The organism is Leifsonia sp. NCR5 (assembly GCF_002105485.1).
Classification (GTDB): domain Bacteria; phylum Actinomycetota; class Actinomycetes; order Actinomycetales; family Microbacteriaceae; genus Leifsonia.
Window position 1 is genome coordinate 47,901 of sequence record NZ_NCSR01000002.1, and the last position, 14,394, is coordinate 62,294.

The following is a 14,394-nucleotide window of genomic DNA, read 5'->3' on the forward strand; positions in this document are numbered from 1 at the left end:
GTCTTTCGTGTACAGGGGGACGATCAGGACGCGGGTGTACCGGTCACAGATGTCGGTACACGTCCGCGGGGCTGAGGCCCTTCGCGATGAGCAGCACCTGGAGGTGGTAGAGCAGCTGCGAGATCTCCTCGGCCGTCTCTTCGTCCGACTGGTATTCGGCGGCCATCCAGACCTCGGCCGCCTCCTCCACGATCTTCTTTCCGATGGCGTGCACGCCAGCATCCAGCTCACGAACCGTGCCGGAACCCTCCGGGCGGGTCGCGGCCTTCTCGCTGAGCTCGGCGAAGAGGTCGTCGAAGGTTTTCACCACTACAGGCTACTAGCTTGCGAACGGCCCGCCGGACATCGGCGGCGGAACGGCGACGGTCCGCTGGATGTCGAGCAGCCGATCGGCCGCGGACAGCAGTGCACTCCGGATGCGCGTGGTGCGCTCCACGTCGTCCTCCGGGGGCAGCAGCCCGGCTGAGAGCGACACGTTGATCGCGGCCACGACGGCGCCCGCGGGGTTGCGCACCGGCACCGCGATGGACCGCAGGCCGGGTTCCAGCTCCTGGTCGACGGACGCCCAGCCGTCCCGCGCGACGGCCAGGATCGCATCCAGGAGCGCCGCCGGATCCGTCGTGGTCCTGGGGGTCAGCTTCCGGAGGTCGCTGCGGGCGAGCACGGCGCCGATCTGTGTCTCGGTGAGCCCGGCGAGTAGCACGCGTCCCATCGAGGTCGCGTACGCGGGGAACCGGGTGCCGACCGCGATGGAGACCGACATGATCCTGCGCGTGTGCACCCGGGCGACGTAGACGATGTCCGTGCCGTCGAGCACGGCCATCGAGACGCTCTCCCCCAGTTCGGCCGACAGCTCCTCCAGCACCGGGGTGGCGAGCCGAGGGAGGGACTGGCCGGAGAGGTACGCGTATCCGAGTTCCAGGACCTTGGCCGTGAGCTGGAACTCGCGGCCGTCCGTGCGCAGGTAGCCGAGGTCGATCAGGGTCAGCAGGAAGCGCCGGGCCGCCGCGCGGCTCATCCCGGTCTTCCTGGCCACCTCGCTGAGCGTCATGGCCGGGTCGTCGGCGTCGAAGGCGCGGATGACCGCGAGCCCGCGCGCGAGCGACTGCACGAAGTGGTCGTCGCCGACCTCCGCCGGCTTCGCGGACGGATCGTCCACTGACTTCTCCGCCTGCGCCACTGGCTCCCCTTCCGTGCCGTGCGACGCCCCTGCTCAGGTCCCGGCGAGTCCGGGCGCGACGTCGAGCGGGACATCGAGCCTCGATTGTAGTTCAGCGAGGGTCACGCCGAAGATGTCCGTCACCGTGACCCGCCCGTCCGCCAGCTCGAAGACGGCGACGTCGGTGTACACCCGGCTGACGCATCCGATGCCCGTGACCGGGTAGTCGCAGACGGGAACCAGCTTGCTCCTGCCGTCTTTGCCGAACAGGTTCATCATGATGAAGATCTGCTTGGCGCCGGTCGCCAGGTCCATCGCCCCTCCGACGGCCGGGATCGCGTCCGGCTCCCCGGTGTGCCAGTTGGCCAGGTCGCCCGAGGCGGACACCTGGAACGCGCCGAGCACGCACACGTCGAGGTGGCCGCCGCGCATGATCGCGAACGAGTCGGCGTGATGGAAGTACGACGCGCCCGGCAGCTCGGTCACCGGGATCTTGCCGGCGTTGATCAGGTCGTCGTCGATCTCCTCGCCGACCGCCTGCCGCCCCATGCCGAGCATCCCGTTCTCGGTGTGCAGGATCACGTCCTGGCCTGGTGCGAAGTAGTCGGAGACGAGCGTGGGCTGGCCGATCCCGAGGTTCACGAACGATCCTGGCGGGATGTCGGCGGCCACGCGCTCGGCCAGCTCGGCCCTGGTCAGTGGTGCGTTCACAGCGACTCCTTCAGGTCGACCACGATGTTGACGAAGATGCTCGGGGTGACGACGGTCTCCGGGTCGATGGCGCCGGTCGGCACGACGCCACCGACCTGGGCGATGGTCGTCGCCGCCGCGGTCGCCATGATCGGGCCGAAGTTCCTGGCCGTCTTGCGGTAGACGAGGTTGCCCTGCCGATCGGCCGTGCGCGCGGTGATGAGCGCGACGTCGCCGTGGATGGGCAGCTCGAACACCTGGCCGACGCCGCCGAGCATCCTGGTCTCCTTGCCGTCGGCGAGGCTGGTGCCGTAGCCGGTCGGTGTGAAGAAGCCGCCGATGCCCGCACCCGCCGCCCGGATGCGCTCGGCGAGGTTGCCCTGTGGGACGAGTTCCAGCTCGATCCTGCCCGCGCGGTACTCCTCGTCGAAGCGGTGCGAGTCGGACTGGCGGGGGAAGGAGCAGATGATCTTCCGCACCCGGCGCGCCCCGATCAGCGCGGCGAGACCTTCGTCGCCGTTACCCGCGTTGTTGTTGACGACCGTCAGGTCGGTCGCACCGTGTTCGAGGAGCGCGTCGATCAGCTCGACCGGCTGCCCGGCCTTGCCGAAGCCGCCGATGAGCACCGTCGCGCCGTCCTGGATGCACGACACGGCCTCCAGCGCGCTGTCGGTGATGGTGGTCATGCTGCGTCTCCCGGCGTGGTGCTGACGGCGGTGGTGCTGACTGCGGTGGTGCTGACGGCTGTTCCGCTCACGTTCTCGAGCACGATCGCGAGTCCCTGGCCGACGCCGATGCACAGGGCCGCGACGCCCCAGCGCTGGTTCTCGGCGACCAGCCGCGCGGCGAGCGTCCCGAGCAGACGGGTGCCCGTCGCGCCGAGCGGGTGGCCGATGGCGATGGCGCCGCCCCAGGCGTTGACGATGGCGAGTTCGATGGGCCACGCGTCCAGGCAGGCGAGCGACTGCGCGGCGAACGCCTCGTTCAGCTCGACGGCGCCCACCTCCGCCCAGGTGATGCCCGCGCGCTTCAACGCACGGTTCGCCGCCTCGACGGGAGCGAAGCCGAACAGCTGCGGTTCGTTCGCCCACGCTCCTCGCCCGGCGACGCGCGCGAGCGGTGCCCGGCCGAGCCGGTCGGCCGCGGCCTCCGAGCCGACGAGCAGTGCGCCTGCTCCGTCGGTGAGCGGAGACGCGTTGCCCGCCGTCACCGTGCCGCCCTCCGCGGTGTCCCCCGCCGGCCGGAACACCGTCTTCAGCCCGGCGAGCACCTCGACCGTGCTCCCCGGCCGGATGCTCTCGTCGCGTTCCAGCGCGATCCCGTCCATCCCGAGCACCTGGTCGTCGTATCGTCCTGCGCGCCAGGCGGCGTCCGCAAGCCGGTGCGAGCGCGCGGCGAACGCGTCCTGCCGCTCGCGCGTCACACCGCACTTCTCGCGCAGGATCTCCGTGGCCTCGCCGAGCGAAACCGTCCACTCCGCCGGCATGGCCGGGTTCACCAGCCGCCAGCCGAGCGTGGTGGAGGCGAGGCCCAGGTCGCCCGCGGGATACGGGCGCTCGGTCTTCGGCAGCACCCACGGCGCACGCGTCATCGACTCGACGCCGCCGACGACGAGCAGGTCGACGTCGCCCACCTCGATCTCCCTGCTCGCCATCATCGCCGCGTCGAGCGACGAGCCGCAGAGCCGGTTGACCGTCGTGCCGGGGATGCTCGTGGGCAGCCCGGCGAGCAGGGTCGCCATCCTCGCCACGTTGCGGTTCTCCTCGCCGGCGCCGTTCGCGTTGCCGAACACGACGCCGTCGATCCGCTCCGGGTCGAGAGCCGGGCTCCGCTCGACGATCCCGGAGACCACCGCCGCGGCCAGGTCGTCCGGCCTGATCGCGGCGAGCCCGCCGCCGAACCGGCCGAACGGCGTCCGCACCGCGTCGTAGAGGTATGCGTGCTGCACCGGGGTCTCCTTCACTGCGTGTTGCTGCGCGCCATGTTCGCTGTGCGTACAGGCGTGCGTCTGGTGAACATCCTACCGCGCGCTGTCGGACGCCAGGATGCCGCGGGCGATGGAGAACGCGTGATTGGCCGCGGGGACGCCGCAGTACACGGCGCTCTGCATGATCACCTCGCGGATCTCGGCGACGGTCAGCCCGTTCCGCAGCGCAGCGTGCAGGTGCAGCTCGAACTCCTCCCAGTGCCCGCCCGCGATCAGCGCCGTGAGGGTGATGGCGCTGCGCATCGTGCGCGGCAGGCCGGGCCTGGTCCAGATCGAACCCCAGGCGTACCGGGTGATCAGCTCCTGGAAGTCCTCGTCCACCGCTCCGGCGCTGCGCGCGGTGGCCCGGTCGACGTGCTCGGCGCCGAGCACCTGGCGGCGCACGCGCATCCCGGCCCCGTAGCTGTCGCTGACCGCGCTGTCGGCAGCCCGCGCGAAGTGCCGCATCAGGATCTCGGCCACGCGCTCGGGCCGCTCGGCCGACGCGAGATGCCCGGCACCCGGCACCCACTCGGCGGAGCCCGCAGCGACACCGCTGGCCACGATCCACGCGTCCTCACCGGTCACGACCCCGTCGTGCTCCCCCGCGATCGCCACCACCGGCACCGGGATGCGCGGCAGCTCGTCCACCAGGTCGGCCTCCGCCAGCGCGTCGCAGCACGCAGCGTATCCGTCCTTGTCCGCATCGGACAGCGAGTGCAGCAGGCGGCTGGACACCTCGGGCTCCCGTTCCAGGAAGCCGGGCGCGAACCAGCGTTGTGCCGACCCGGCCAGCATGGTCGGCGTGCCCTGCGCACGCACCGTCTCCGCCCGCGCCCGCCACGCGCCCGGTTCGCCGATCCTCGCGCCGGAGCAGACGAGTCCGATCCCGGAGAACAGGGCGGGCGCATCCAGGGCCAGGCGCAGCGTCGTGATGCCGCCGAGCGACACCCCCGCGGCGAACAGCGCGCCGTCACCGAGGTCGCCGGCGGCACGCGCCGCGTCGAGCGTCGCCCGCACACCGAAGGCGAGTTCGGCCAGCGTGAACGGCGCATCCGGCCGGGGACTGCGCCCGTGACCGGGCAGATCCCAGCCGATCACGGTGTAGCGTTCGGCCAGGTACGGCACGGCCGGCGCCCAGACGGCGCTGACCGACGTTCCGAGCGACGGCCCGAGCACCAGCACGGGCGTGGCGGGGTCACCTGCCCGCTGTGCGAGGGCGGTGAGGACGATGGTGGGAACGCTCATGCGCGTGGCTCCTTGCCGAGGGGTGTCCGTGTGGTCGCCTCCGCCACGATCCTGACGCAGAAGTCGTCGGCCCTGCCGAGGTAGCCCGCCGGATCGAGCAGGTCGCTCAGCGTCGTGCCGCCGAGCGCGGCGGCGAGCCGGTCCGCCCCGAGCGTAGCGAGCAGGGAACGCTCGATGGCGCCGGTGTCGCCGGTGTCGCCGGTGGCCGCATCCCGTGCTGCGGTCATCGCCGCCCGCACGTCACGCGGACCGTCGTGGTCGCCCCGGTCGGCGAGAGCCCGGCCGAGCACGGCCACGACCCGCTCGCTCAACAGCACGGGACCGGCCAGCCCGAGGTTCTGCCGCATCCGCTCCGGATGCACGCCCAGTCCGCCGGCCAGTTCGGCCGCGAGTTCCGCAGACACCGCCGCCGAGCGCACGAGCGACCGCAGCGGCGTCCACTCGGCGTGCCAGCCGCCGTCCGAGCGTTCGTCCACGGTCGCGGCGGCGGCGGCGGTCAGCGCGCCGAGGTCGAGCCCGACCCGCAGCCCCTCCCGCTTGAGCAGGACGGAGAGCACCGGGTTCTGCTTCTGCGGCATCGCGGACGACACCCCGCGGCCGTCGGCGCGCGGCTCGGACAGTTCGCCGAACTCCGGACGGCTGAGGAGTGCGACGTCCGCGCCGATCACCGCGCACGCCGCCACCGCCTCGGCCGCCGCTCCTCCGGCGCGCAGCACCGGCCACCGGTTCGTCTGCCAGGGCGCGACCGGCGCGGCCAGCCCGAGGCGTGCGGCCAGAGCATCCACCAGGGCGAGCGTGTCCACGCCGCGCAGGGTGTCGAGCGACGCCAGCGTGCCCGCCGCGCCACCCCACTGCAGCGGGAGCTTCGGAAGCAGCGCGCCCATCCGGCTCCGCGCTGCCGTGATCCCAGCCAGCCAGTGCGCCGCCTTGAGTGCGAAGGTGGACGGCAGCGAGTGCTGCGCGAGCGTCCGCGCGACCATCAGCGTCGACCGGTGCTCGCCCACCAGCGCCACCAGCGCGTCGGCCGTCGCATCCAGAGCGGACGCGGCCGCAGTGAGCGTGCGGGTGGCGACCAGCATCAGCGCCGTGTCGACGATGTCCTGACTGGTCGCCCCGAGGTGCAGGAACGCCGCGGCCTCCGGCGACCGCTCGGCCGTCGTCGCCCTGAGCCGCGCGAGCACCGGGATGAGCGCGTTGCCCCCGCCTGCCGCGTCCGCGGCGATGGCAGCCAGATGGTAGAGCTCGACGGCGCAGGCGTCCTCGATGGCCGGCAGCCAGGCCGCGTCGCCGACGCCGTGCTCGACCAGCACCTGCGCCCAGGCGAACTCGGTGTCCAGCATGGCCTGCACCACGGCCAGGTCCGTGCAGAGCGCCGCGCCACCGGATGCCGCTACCGCCGGATCGAGGATGCCGACGTCTCCGTCGGTCATCGCCGGTCGCCGCCGAAGTCGATGAACACGGTCTCGTCGTCGCCCTGCAACCGAATGTCGAACCGCAGCGAGCCGTCCGGCTCCCGCTCGGCGATCAGCGTGCCTCGCCTGTCCTCCGGCAGCGCGGCGAGGAAGGCGTCTGCGGCGAGCGCCGTCTCGTCGTCGGGGAGGTATGCGCGGGTGTGCAGCTTGTCGAGGAGCCCCCTGGCGAACACCAGCACGGCGAAGAAGGCGGGCGCGCCCTGCTCGGTCGGTCCCGGCGTGCGGGTACTGAAGGTGTAGTGGCCGTCGTCGTCGGTGGCCGCTCGCCCCCATCCGGTGAAGGTGTGGCCGTCCCGGCGGAGGGAGCCGGTGGCGCGGGGCACTGCTCCGTGCTCGTCGGCCTGCCAGAGTTCGAGGATGGCGTCCTGCACGGGCACGCCCGCTCCGTCGGTGACCGTGCCGTGCAGCCGGATGGTGCCTGCCGCCCCCGGCGGGGTGAGCTCGGAGTCGCCGGCGAACGGGAGCGCGTAGCCGTAGAAGGGCCCCACAGTCTGACCGGGCGTGGGGGCGAGCGCTGTGCTCATTCGTCGTCTCCTTCTGGTTCCATCCAGGTGCGCCGCGAGCCGCTGAGCACGATGTCCCAGCTGTACCCGGTCGCCCACTCGTGCGTCGTGACGGCGTGGTCGTACCGGGCGACGAGCCGGTCACGCGCCTCCGGGTCGACGATCGACTGGTAGATCGGGTCGAGGGCGAACAGCGGGTCGCCGGGGAAGTACATCTGCGTGATCATCCGCTGGGTGAAGTCCGTGCCGAACAGGGAGAAGTGGATGTGGGCCGGACGCCACGCGTTGTGGTGGTTCTTCCAGGGGTACGGGCCCGGCTTGATCGTCGTGAAGCGGTAGCTGCCGTCCGCCGCCGTGATGCAGCGTCCCACCCCGGTGAAGTTGGGGTCGAGCGGGGCGGGGTGCTGGTCGCGCTTGTGGATGTACCGCCCGGCGGAGTTGGCCTGCCAGATCTCCACCAGCTGGCCGCGCACCGGTCTGCCGTCCCCGTCGAGCACCCGGCCGGTCACGACCATCCGCTCGCCGAGGGGCTCCCCGTTGTGCTGGATGGTGAGGTCGGCTTCGAGCGGGTGCACATCCCGGTGGCCGAACGCGGGAGACCACAGCTCGATGGTCTCCGGGTCGGTGTGACGGAGGTCTTTGGTCGGATGGCGCAGCAGGGAGCTGCGGTACGGCGGGAAGTCACGCCGCGTGCCGCGCTCCTCCGGCGCGCCTGCCGCCCGCCCGTCCGCGTATGCGGCGTGGATGGCCTGGATCTCCGCGCTCAGCTCCGACTGCGGCCGGAGCGGGTTCGGTGGGGTGGGTGGGGTCGTGGGTGGAGTCGTGGGTGACATCGGCGTCCTTTCGTGGAGGAGGGTGTTGCTGGTCAGGCGACGGGCTGCGCGACGGCGGCATGCTGCCAGCCGGTGTAGCCTTCCGCGAGGAACGCCGAGCCTGCGCGGGAGGAGACGATGGACTCCAGCTCGCCGCGTTGCCTGCGCCTGTCGAAATCGCTCGCGCCCGGCTGCTCGTGCAGGAGCGTCGTCATCCAGTACGAGAAGTGCTGGCTCTTCCACACCCTGGCCAGGGCACGGTCGCTGTAGCTGTCCACGCCGGATGCGCTCCCGCCGAGCAGCAGTTCGACCAGCGCTTCGTGCAGCACTGCCACGTCGGCGAGCGCCAGGTTCAGCCCCTTGGCGCCCGTCGGAGGCACCGTGTGTCCGGCGTCGCCCGCGAGGAACAGCGAACCGTGCCTGAGTGGTTCGCAGACGAAGCTGCGGAATGGAAGCACGACGCGGTCGGTGATCGGTCCCTCGGCGAGGGAGAAGCCGTTGCCTGCGACGCGGCTCTGCAGCTCGTCCCAGATGCGTGCGTCACTCCACTGGTCGGCGTCCTCGCCAAGGTCGCACTGGAAGTACATGCGCTGAACGGTCTCGCTGCGCTGGCTGATGAGCGCGAAGCCGCGGTCCGATGCGGCGTAGATGAGCTCCTCCGCGCTGTGCGGCGCCTCAGTGAGGATGCCGAACCACGCGAATGGGTACTCACGGAAGTAGCTGCGGCGCTGCGCATCCGGGATCAGCTTGCGGCAGGCGCTGCGCGAGCCGTCGGCGCCGATCACCACGTCGCAGCTCAGCTCGACGGCAGAACCGTCGTCCTCGGTGAACACGACGAGCGGATGCGCGTCCGTCGCCCCTGTCACCGTCACGTCCTGCACCGCGTAGCGCACGTCGCCGCCGTCGCGTTCGCGGGCGTCGGCGAGGTCGGCGAACACGTCGGTCTGCGGGTAGAGCCACGCCGACTGGCCGACGAGGTCCTGGAAGTCGATCCGGTGGCCGTCGCCGTCGATGCGCAGTTCGATGCCGTCGTGCCTGTCGCCCTTCTCCAGCACGCGGCGGGAGACGCCGGACTCCACCAGCATCCGGACGCTGCCGGGTTCCAGGATGCCCGCACGCACCGTCGCGTGAATCTCGGCCCGTGTGCGCCGCTCGACGACGACGCTGTCGATGCCGTCTCTCGCGAGGAGGTGCGAGAGCATCAGACCGGCCGGGCCACCGCCGACGATCGCGACCCTGGTCGTTTCTTTGCGCGCTGCCATAGCTGCACTCCTCCTGATGGTTCTGACGAGTGCGGTCAGTTTGTCAGGACGGCCGAGCGGCGGAGCGCCCTTCTCGTTCATTGAGAACGGCGAGCGCGTCGGCCCGCAGCGCCGCGGTGATCCGCTCAGCACCCTCGGTCAGCGGCCCGATCACCGCGGCGATCACAGCGGGGTCGCGCGGGACGACGACGCTGAGCGCCGCCACCACCTCGAGCCCTGGCTCGCGCACCGGAACGGAGACCCCGGCGGTGTCCGGGTGCATCATCCCCTCCACGACGGCGTGGCCGCTCGTGCGCACCCCGGCCAGCCGGTGCCGGAGGCCGGGCAGACTCGGCTCCCAGTCCGCGATGAAGCCCTCCCGCACCGCGCGGTCGGCGAACGCCAGGATCGCGTGCCCGGCCGACGACCGGTACGCGGGAAGCCGGGTCGCCGTCGTCGCCGCGTTCTCCACCGACCCCTCGCCCGAGTAGCACTCGAGGTAGAGCACCTCGTCGCCGTCCGCGGTGAGCACGCCGAGCTGGGTGTTCTGCCCGACCACCCGCTGCACCTCCTGCATGGCGGGGCGCGCGATCGTGAGCAGGTGCGTGTACGGCGAGCGGGCACGGTGGGCGAGCTCCCACAGGTCGAGGCCCAGGCCGATCCTGCCCTGCTCGTCCTTCACCAGCCAGCCGATCGCGCTCAGCTCGGCGACCAGCCGGTGCACGGTCGCCACGGGGAGGTCGGCGAGCCGGGCGACGGCGGTCGCGGTCATTGGCGGATGCCCGGAGTCGAGCGTGCTCAGGATGCGGACGAGCCGCGTGATCAGCGACTCCCCCGACGGCGAATTGGCCACGTCGACTCCTTCCTGCGCGTCCCACCATGCTACGGTGCGTTCTGATAGCGCACGAGCGTGCGCCAGGCGAACAGCCGTTTTGCCATCGCGTCGCCGTGACGCACGAACCGCAGCACCACGCACCACCAGCACCACCCCGCATCACAGCAAGGAGGCTCCGATGACGAGCTCACCCCCGTCCACCGCCCGCGTCTGGCCCGTCATGCTCTGCTGGATCGTGGTGGCGCTCGACGGCTTCGACTTGGTCGTCCTCGGCACGGTCATCCCGACCCTGATCGGTACGGGCGCGCTCGGGTTCGACCCTGGCGGCGCGACGGCCGTGGCCACAGCGGGACTCGTCGGGGTCGGAATCGGTGCGCTCGCCGTGGGGCCGCTCACCGACCGCTACGGCAGGCGCGCGACGCTGATCACCTGCGTCGCCCTGTTCTCGGTGTTCACGATCGCGGTCGTCGCCGCGCCGAACGTGTTCGTCTTCGGCGCCCTGCGACTGCTCGCCGGGCTGGGGCTCGGGGCGTGCATCCCGACCGTGCTCGCCTACGTGGGCGAGTTCGCCGGGTCCACCCGCACCGGGCGCTCGACGACGCTGACGATGACCGGCTACCACGCGGGCGCCGTCCTCACCGCGCTGCTCGCCCTCGCGATCGTGCCGAACTGGCAGCTGATGTTCCTGGTCGGCGGCCTCGCCGGGATCGTGGTGCTTCCCCTGCTCTGGTTCACGCTGCCGGAGTCGGCAGCCGTCCTCGCCCGTCGTGCGGACGGAGCAGCCCGACCGACGGGGACCGTCGGTGTCCTCGTCCGGCGGCCGTACCTGCTCGCCAGCATCGGCATCTGGACGGCGTCGTTCATGGGGCTGCTGCTGGTCTACGGCCTCAACACCTGGCTTCCGCAGCTCATGAAGGTCGCCGGCTACGACACCGGGGACGCGCTCGGCCTGCTGCTCGTCCTCAACCTGGGCGCCGTCGCCGGGCTCGTCCTCGCCGGAACGCTCGCCGACCGCAACGGCACCAAGCGCGTCACCCTGGTCTGGTTCTTCCTGGCTGCGGTGTTCCTCGCGCTGCTGAGCATCCGGATGGACGAGGTCGTGCTGCTGTACGCGGCGATCTTCGTCACCGGCGTCTTCGTGTTCTCCGCGCAGGTGCTCGTCTACGCGTTCGTCAGCCAGCTCTACCCTCCGGAGGTGCGCGGCACGGCACTCGGCTTCGCCGCGGGCATCGGGCGCATCGGCGCCATCGCCGGACCGGCCATCACCGGGGTGCTCGTGACGCTCGACCTGGCGTATCCGGGCGGCTTCTACGTGTTCGCCGTCGCCGCGCTGATCTCGGTGGCGAGCATCGCGACCGTGCCCGCCGTGATCCGCCGACGGGAGGGGGCGCCGGTCGTCGTCAGCGGCTGACCGGGTGGCTGTGACGCGCGGCCGTCTCACGGAGCAGCGCGATCTGCCGCTCGGTGTTCTCCGCCTTGAACACGCTCGATCCCGCCACGAAGGTGTCCGCACCGTTCTCGGCGGCGACGGCGATGGTCTCCTCGGTGATCCCGCCGTCGACCTGCAGCCACACGTCGGCGCCCGTTGCATCCACCGCCGCGCGCAGCCTGGCGAGCTTGGGCATGGTCTCCGGCATGAACGACTGGCCGCCGAAGCCGGGCTCGACGGTCATCACCAGCACCTGGTCGAACTCGGGCAGCAGGTCGAGGTAGTCGTCGACCGGCGTTCCCGGCTTGAGCGCGATCCCCGCCCGCGCACCGATCTCGCGCAGGCGCCTGGCGAGCGTGACCGGCTCAGTGGCCGCCTCGGCATGGAAGGTGACGGAGAACGCGCCGAGCTCCGCGTATCCCGGCGCCCAGCGCTCCGGGTCGTCGATCATCAGGTGCACGTCGAGCGGGATCGCGGACACATCCTGGATGCGCCCCACCATCTGCGGACCGAACGTCAGGTTCGGCACGAAGTGGTTGTCCATCACATCCACGTGCACGAGGTCGGCGGTGGCGATGCGACCGAGGTCGCGCTCCAGGTTGACGAAGTCGGCGGCGAGGATGCTGGGGTTGATCCGGACTGGCATGCCTCCAGCCTACAAAACCGGCGAACCCTGCCGGCTCAGCGCTTGGCGAGCAGCGCGATGAACATCGCGTCCGTGCCGTGGCGGTGCGGCCACAGCTGGGCGGCCAGGCCGTCGCCGGCGAGGTCGAGGCGCTCCAGCGCGAGCTCCTGCAGCACGAACGGCGTGTCGATGGCTTCGACGTCGTCGTGCGCGTCCAGCGCCGCCGCGACGATGCCCCGCGTCTCCGCGATGTGCGGGGAGCAGGTCACGTAGGCGATGAGGCCGCCGGGCTTCGCGGCGGCGATGGCCGCGTCGAGCAGCCGCGCCTGCAGTCCGGTGAGCTCTGCGACGTCGCGCGGGGTCTTGCGCCAGCGCGCCTCCGGCCGGCGGCGCAGCGCACCGAGCCCGGTGCACGGGGCGTCCAGCAGGATGCGGTCGAACTGTTCCGGGTGGGACTCTCCGACGGTCGTGCCGTCCAGTTCGAGCACCTCGACGGGCTCCGGCAGCGCGGCCAGCGCACGCCGGACCAGCTCCGCGCGGGCTGGGACGACCTCGTTGGCGGTGAGCGTCGCACCACCCAGCCGCGCCTCGGCGGCCAGCAGTGCCGCCTTGCCGCCCGGACCGGCGCACAGGTCGAGCCACTGCTCACCGGGCACGATCGGGCGCGACCTGCTCAGGGCGAGCGCCGCGAGCTGCGATCCCTCGTCCTGCACCCGCAGACGTCCGCCCGCCTCCTCGACCCTGGCCTGCGGATCACCGCCGCCCGCCGTGAAGCCGACGGGAGAGAACCGGTCCTCCGTCGCGTCGTCCGGCAGCTCGGCGAGTCCGGGCAGCGCGACCATGTTCACCCTGGGCGCTGCATTGTCGGCGTTCAGCAGGTCGGCGAGCTCCACCTCCCTGCCCTCCGCTTCGAGAGCGCGGCGGAAGGCGCGCACGATCCACACCGGATGCGAGGTCAGCGCGGAGAGCTCCTGGTCCTGGCCCTTCGCGTCGGCCAGGATGCGCTGCCGCCACTCCTCCGGGCTGTGCCGGCCGATCTCGCGCAGCACGCCGTTCGTGAACCCGGTCGCTGAGCGCGAACCGACGCTGCGGGCGAGCGCGACGGACTCGTTGACGGCCGCGTGGGGCGCCACCCGCGTGGACAGCAGCTGGTGGGCGCCGAGCCGCAGCACATCCAGGATGGGCGGATCGATGCGGTCGACGGGACGCCCGGCCGCGCGGGCGATCACCAGGTCGTAGTACCCCTGCATCCGGAGCGTGCCGTACGTCAGCTCGGTGGCGAGGGCGGCGTCTCCGGGGTTGAGGCCGGCGCGCGCGATGCGCGTCGGCAGCAGCAGGTTGGCGTACGCGTCGGAGTCGCGCACGGCGGCGATCACGTCGTACGCGACCCTGCGCGCCGGCTGCACGTGGCCGCCCTGCGCTCCGCGGCCGCCCTGCGCTCCACGACCGCCCTGGCCGCTCTGGTTTCTGTTCCGCTCGCTCATCGCAGCACCACCCCGTCCGCCGCGGAGAGGCCGCGCCACCAGTCGGCGGCACCCATCGCCTTCTTTCCGGCCGGCTGCACCGTCACCAGCTCCAGCGGATGCGTGCCCGTCCCGACCACGACCCGCTTGCCCTGCAGCGCGACCGCGCCGGGGGCCAGCTCGTCCGCATCCGGGGCCGGACGGGCCACGAGAACCTTGAACCGGTCGTCGCCGAGCAGGGCGAACGCCCCGGGCTCCGGCGTCACACCGCGCTGCCGGGCGTAGACCGCGGCCGCCGGCTGGTGGAAGTCGAGGTGCGCGTCGGCCAGCGACAGCTTCGGCGCGAGCGTGACGGCTCCGGTCTGCGGCGCGGAGGCTGCCGTGCCGTCGGCCAGCGCATCCACCGTGTCCGCCAGCAGTTCGGCACCGGAGAGCGAGAGCGCACCGAGCACGTCGCCCGCCGTCTCGTCGGCGCCGATCGCGCGGGTCAGCTCGGAGAAGACGTCGCCCGCGTCCAGCTCCGGCACCAACTGGAAGACCGCGGCCCCGGTCACCTCATCTCCCGCGATCACGGCGTGCTGCACCGGGGCGGCGCCGCGCCAGGCGGGAAGCAGCGAGAAGTGCAGGTTCACCCAGCCGAGCCGCGGCGTCGACAGCAGCGGCTCGCGCACCAGACCGCCGTACGCCACGATCACGCCGAGGTCGGGCGCCAGGCTCCGGATGCGCTCCGTCACCGTCTCGTCGAGCCGGTTGGCCTTGATCGTCTCGATGCCCAGCTCGTCCGCTGCAGCGGCGACCGGGGACGGCGTGAGCACGCGCTTGCGCCCCAGCTCCGCGTCGCGCCTGGTGAGCACGGCCACCACCTCGTGCCGCTCGGCCAGGAGCCGCAGCGCGGAGACGGCGACCGCCGGGGTGCCGGCGAAGACCAGCCTCATCCCTCGTTCTCCGTGC

General features: G+C 72.0%; 15 protein-coding genes. 1 reads left to right on the forward strand and 14 read right to left on the reverse strand.

From position 1 onward, the window contains the following. Nucleotides 1-43: 43 nt before the first annotated feature. Genes B7438_RS02235 through B7438_RS02285 form a run of 11 tightly spaced genes read right to left on the reverse strand, consistent with a single transcriptional unit; the run spans nucleotide 44 to nucleotide 9,944 of the window. Nucleotides 44-307: a phosphoribosyl-ATP diphosphatase gene (locus B7438_RS02235; RefSeq protein ID WP_055894116.1), complete on the reverse strand. Its 264-nt coding sequence runs from the start codon at nucleotides 305-307 to the stop codon at nucleotides 44-46. A 12-nt stretch (nucleotides 308-319) separates the two neighbouring features. Then, nucleotides 320-1,159, reverse strand: a complete 840-nt coding sequence (locus B7438_RS02240) for an IclR family transcriptional regulator C-terminal domain-containing protein (protein WP_085368090.1) — start codon at nucleotides 1,157-1,159, stop codon at nucleotides 320-322. A 54-nt stretch (nucleotides 1,160-1,213) separates the two neighbouring features. Then, on the reverse strand, nucleotides 1,214-1,870 hold the full coding sequence (locus B7438_RS02245) for a 3-oxoacid CoA-transferase subunit B (protein ID WP_085367720.1): 657 nt from the start codon (nucleotides 1,868-1,870) through the stop codon (nucleotides 1,214-1,216). Further along, nucleotides 1,867-2,535 (reverse strand): 3-oxoacid CoA-transferase subunit A, encoded by a 669-nt coding sequence (locus tag B7438_RS02250; RefSeq protein WP_085367721.1) that lies wholly within the window; start codon nucleotides 2,533-2,535, stop codon nucleotides 1,867-1,869. The genes B7438_RS02245 and B7438_RS02250 overlap by 4 nt, the downstream gene beginning before the upstream one ends. After that, complete coding sequence (locus B7438_RS02255) at nucleotides 2,532-3,812, reverse strand: acetyl-CoA C-acyltransferase (protein ID WP_373270180.1); 1,281 nt, start codon at nucleotides 3,810-3,812, stop codon at nucleotides 2,532-2,534. The genes B7438_RS02250 and B7438_RS02255 overlap by 4 nt, the downstream gene beginning before the upstream one ends. 57 nt (nucleotides 3,813-3,869) lie before the next feature. Continuing rightward, entirely contained in the window at nucleotides 3,870-5,063 is a 1,194-nt protein-coding gene (locus B7438_RS20945; protein ID WP_085367723.1) for an alpha/beta fold hydrolase, read from the reverse strand. Further along, nucleotides 5,060-6,493, reverse strand: a complete 1,434-nt coding sequence (locus B7438_RS02265; protein ID WP_085367724.1) for a lyase family protein — start codon at nucleotides 6,491-6,493, stop codon at nucleotides 5,060-5,062. The genes B7438_RS20945 and B7438_RS02265 overlap by 4 nt, the downstream gene beginning before the upstream one ends. Next, nucleotides 6,490-7,059, reverse strand: coding sequence for a protocatechuate 3,4-dioxygenase subunit alpha (pcaG, locus tag B7438_RS02270; RefSeq protein WP_085367725.1), 570 nt, complete (start codon nucleotides 7,057-7,059; stop codon nucleotides 6,490-6,492). The genes B7438_RS02265 and pcaG overlap by 4 nt, the downstream gene beginning before the upstream one ends. Further along, nucleotides 7,056-7,871, reverse strand: a complete 816-nt coding sequence (pcaH, locus tag B7438_RS02275) for a protocatechuate 3,4-dioxygenase subunit beta (protein ID WP_085367726.1) — start codon at nucleotides 7,869-7,871, stop codon at nucleotides 7,056-7,058. The genes pcaG and pcaH overlap by 4 nt, the downstream gene beginning before the upstream one ends. A 32-nt stretch (nucleotides 7,872-7,903) precedes the next feature. Then, the gene (locus B7438_RS02280; protein ID WP_085367727.1) at nucleotides 7,904-9,112 is read right to left on the reverse strand and encodes a 4-hydroxybenzoate 3-monooxygenase; all 1,209 of its coding nucleotides are present in this window, start codon (nucleotides 9,110-9,112) and stop codon (nucleotides 7,904-7,906) included. Between the two features lie 43 nt (nucleotides 9,113-9,155). Then, nucleotides 9,156-9,944 (reverse strand): IclR family transcriptional regulator, encoded by a 789-nt coding sequence (locus B7438_RS02285; RefSeq protein WP_179150700.1) that lies wholly within the window; start codon nucleotides 9,942-9,944, stop codon nucleotides 9,156-9,158. Between the two features lie 160 nt (nucleotides 9,945-10,104). Between B7438_RS02285 and B7438_RS02290 the strand changes: the two genes are divergently transcribed. Continuing rightward, nucleotides 10,105-11,337: an aromatic acid/H+ symport family MFS transporter gene (locus tag B7438_RS02290; protein WP_085367729.1), complete on the forward strand. Its 1,233-nt coding sequence runs from the start codon at nucleotides 10,105-10,107 to the stop codon at nucleotides 11,335-11,337. Here B7438_RS02290 and rpe read toward each other — a convergent pair. From rpe to B7438_RS02305, 3 genes are read right to left on the reverse strand one after another with little or no spacing between them, the layout of a single operon-like run. Next, complete coding sequence (gene rpe, locus B7438_RS02295; protein ID WP_085367730.1) at nucleotides 11,327-12,001, reverse strand: ribulose-phosphate 3-epimerase; 675 nt, start codon at nucleotides 11,999-12,001, stop codon at nucleotides 11,327-11,329. The two genes, B7438_RS02290 and rpe, sit on opposite strands and share 11 nt — an antisense overlap. Before the next feature lie 35 nt (nucleotides 12,002-12,036). Further along, nucleotides 12,037-13,464, reverse strand: coding sequence for an RsmB/NOP family class I SAM-dependent RNA methyltransferase (locus tag B7438_RS02300; protein ID WP_085367731.1), 1,428 nt, complete (start codon nucleotides 13,462-13,464; stop codon nucleotides 12,037-12,039). Continuing rightward, complete coding sequence (locus tag B7438_RS02305; RefSeq protein WP_085367732.1) at nucleotides 13,461-14,378, reverse strand: methionyl-tRNA formyltransferase; 918 nt, start codon at nucleotides 14,376-14,378, stop codon at nucleotides 13,461-13,463. Before B7438_RS02305 ends, B7438_RS02300 begins: the two co-directional genes overlap by 4 nt. Nucleotides 14,379-14,394 lie beyond the last annotated feature (16 nt).

Coding starts and splice junctions, on each gene's coding strand:
- B7438_RS02265 (WP_085367724.1), bottom strand. CDS start 6,493: ATGACCGACGGAGACGTCGGCATCCTCGATCCGGCGGTAGCGGCATCC.
- B7438_RS02290 (WP_085367729.1), top strand. CDS start 10,105: ATGACGAGCTCACCCCCGTCCACCGCCCGCGTCTGGCCCGTCATGCTC.
- B7438_RS02250 (WP_085367721.1), bottom strand. CDS start 2,535: ATGACCACCATCACCGACAGCGCGCTGGAGGCCGTGTCGTGCATCCAG.
- pcaG (WP_085367725.1), bottom strand. CDS start 7,059: ATGAGCACAGCGCTCGCCCCCACGCCCGGTCAGACTGTGGGGCCCTTC.
- B7438_RS02300 (WP_085367731.1), bottom strand. CDS start 13,464: ATGAGCGAGCGGAACAGAAACCAGAGCGGCCAGGGCGGTCGTGGAGCG.
- pcaH (WP_085367726.1), bottom strand. CDS start 7,871: ATGTCACCCACGACTCCACCCACGACCCCACCCACCCCACCGAACCCG.
- B7438_RS20945 (WP_085367723.1), bottom strand. CDS start 5,063: ATGAGCGTTCCCACCATCGTCCTCACCGCCCTCGCACAGCGGGCAGGT.
- B7438_RS02305 (WP_085367732.1), bottom strand. CDS start 14,378: ATGAGGCTGGTCTTCGCCGGCACCCCGGCGGTCGCCGTCTCCGCGCTG.
- rpe (WP_085367730.1), bottom strand. CDS start 12,001: ATGCCAGTCCGGATCAACCCCAGCATCCTCGCCGCCGACTTCGTCAAC.
- B7438_RS02280 (WP_085367727.1), bottom strand. CDS start 9,112: ATGGCAGCGCGCAAAGAAACGACCAGGGTCGCGATCGTCGGCGGTGGC.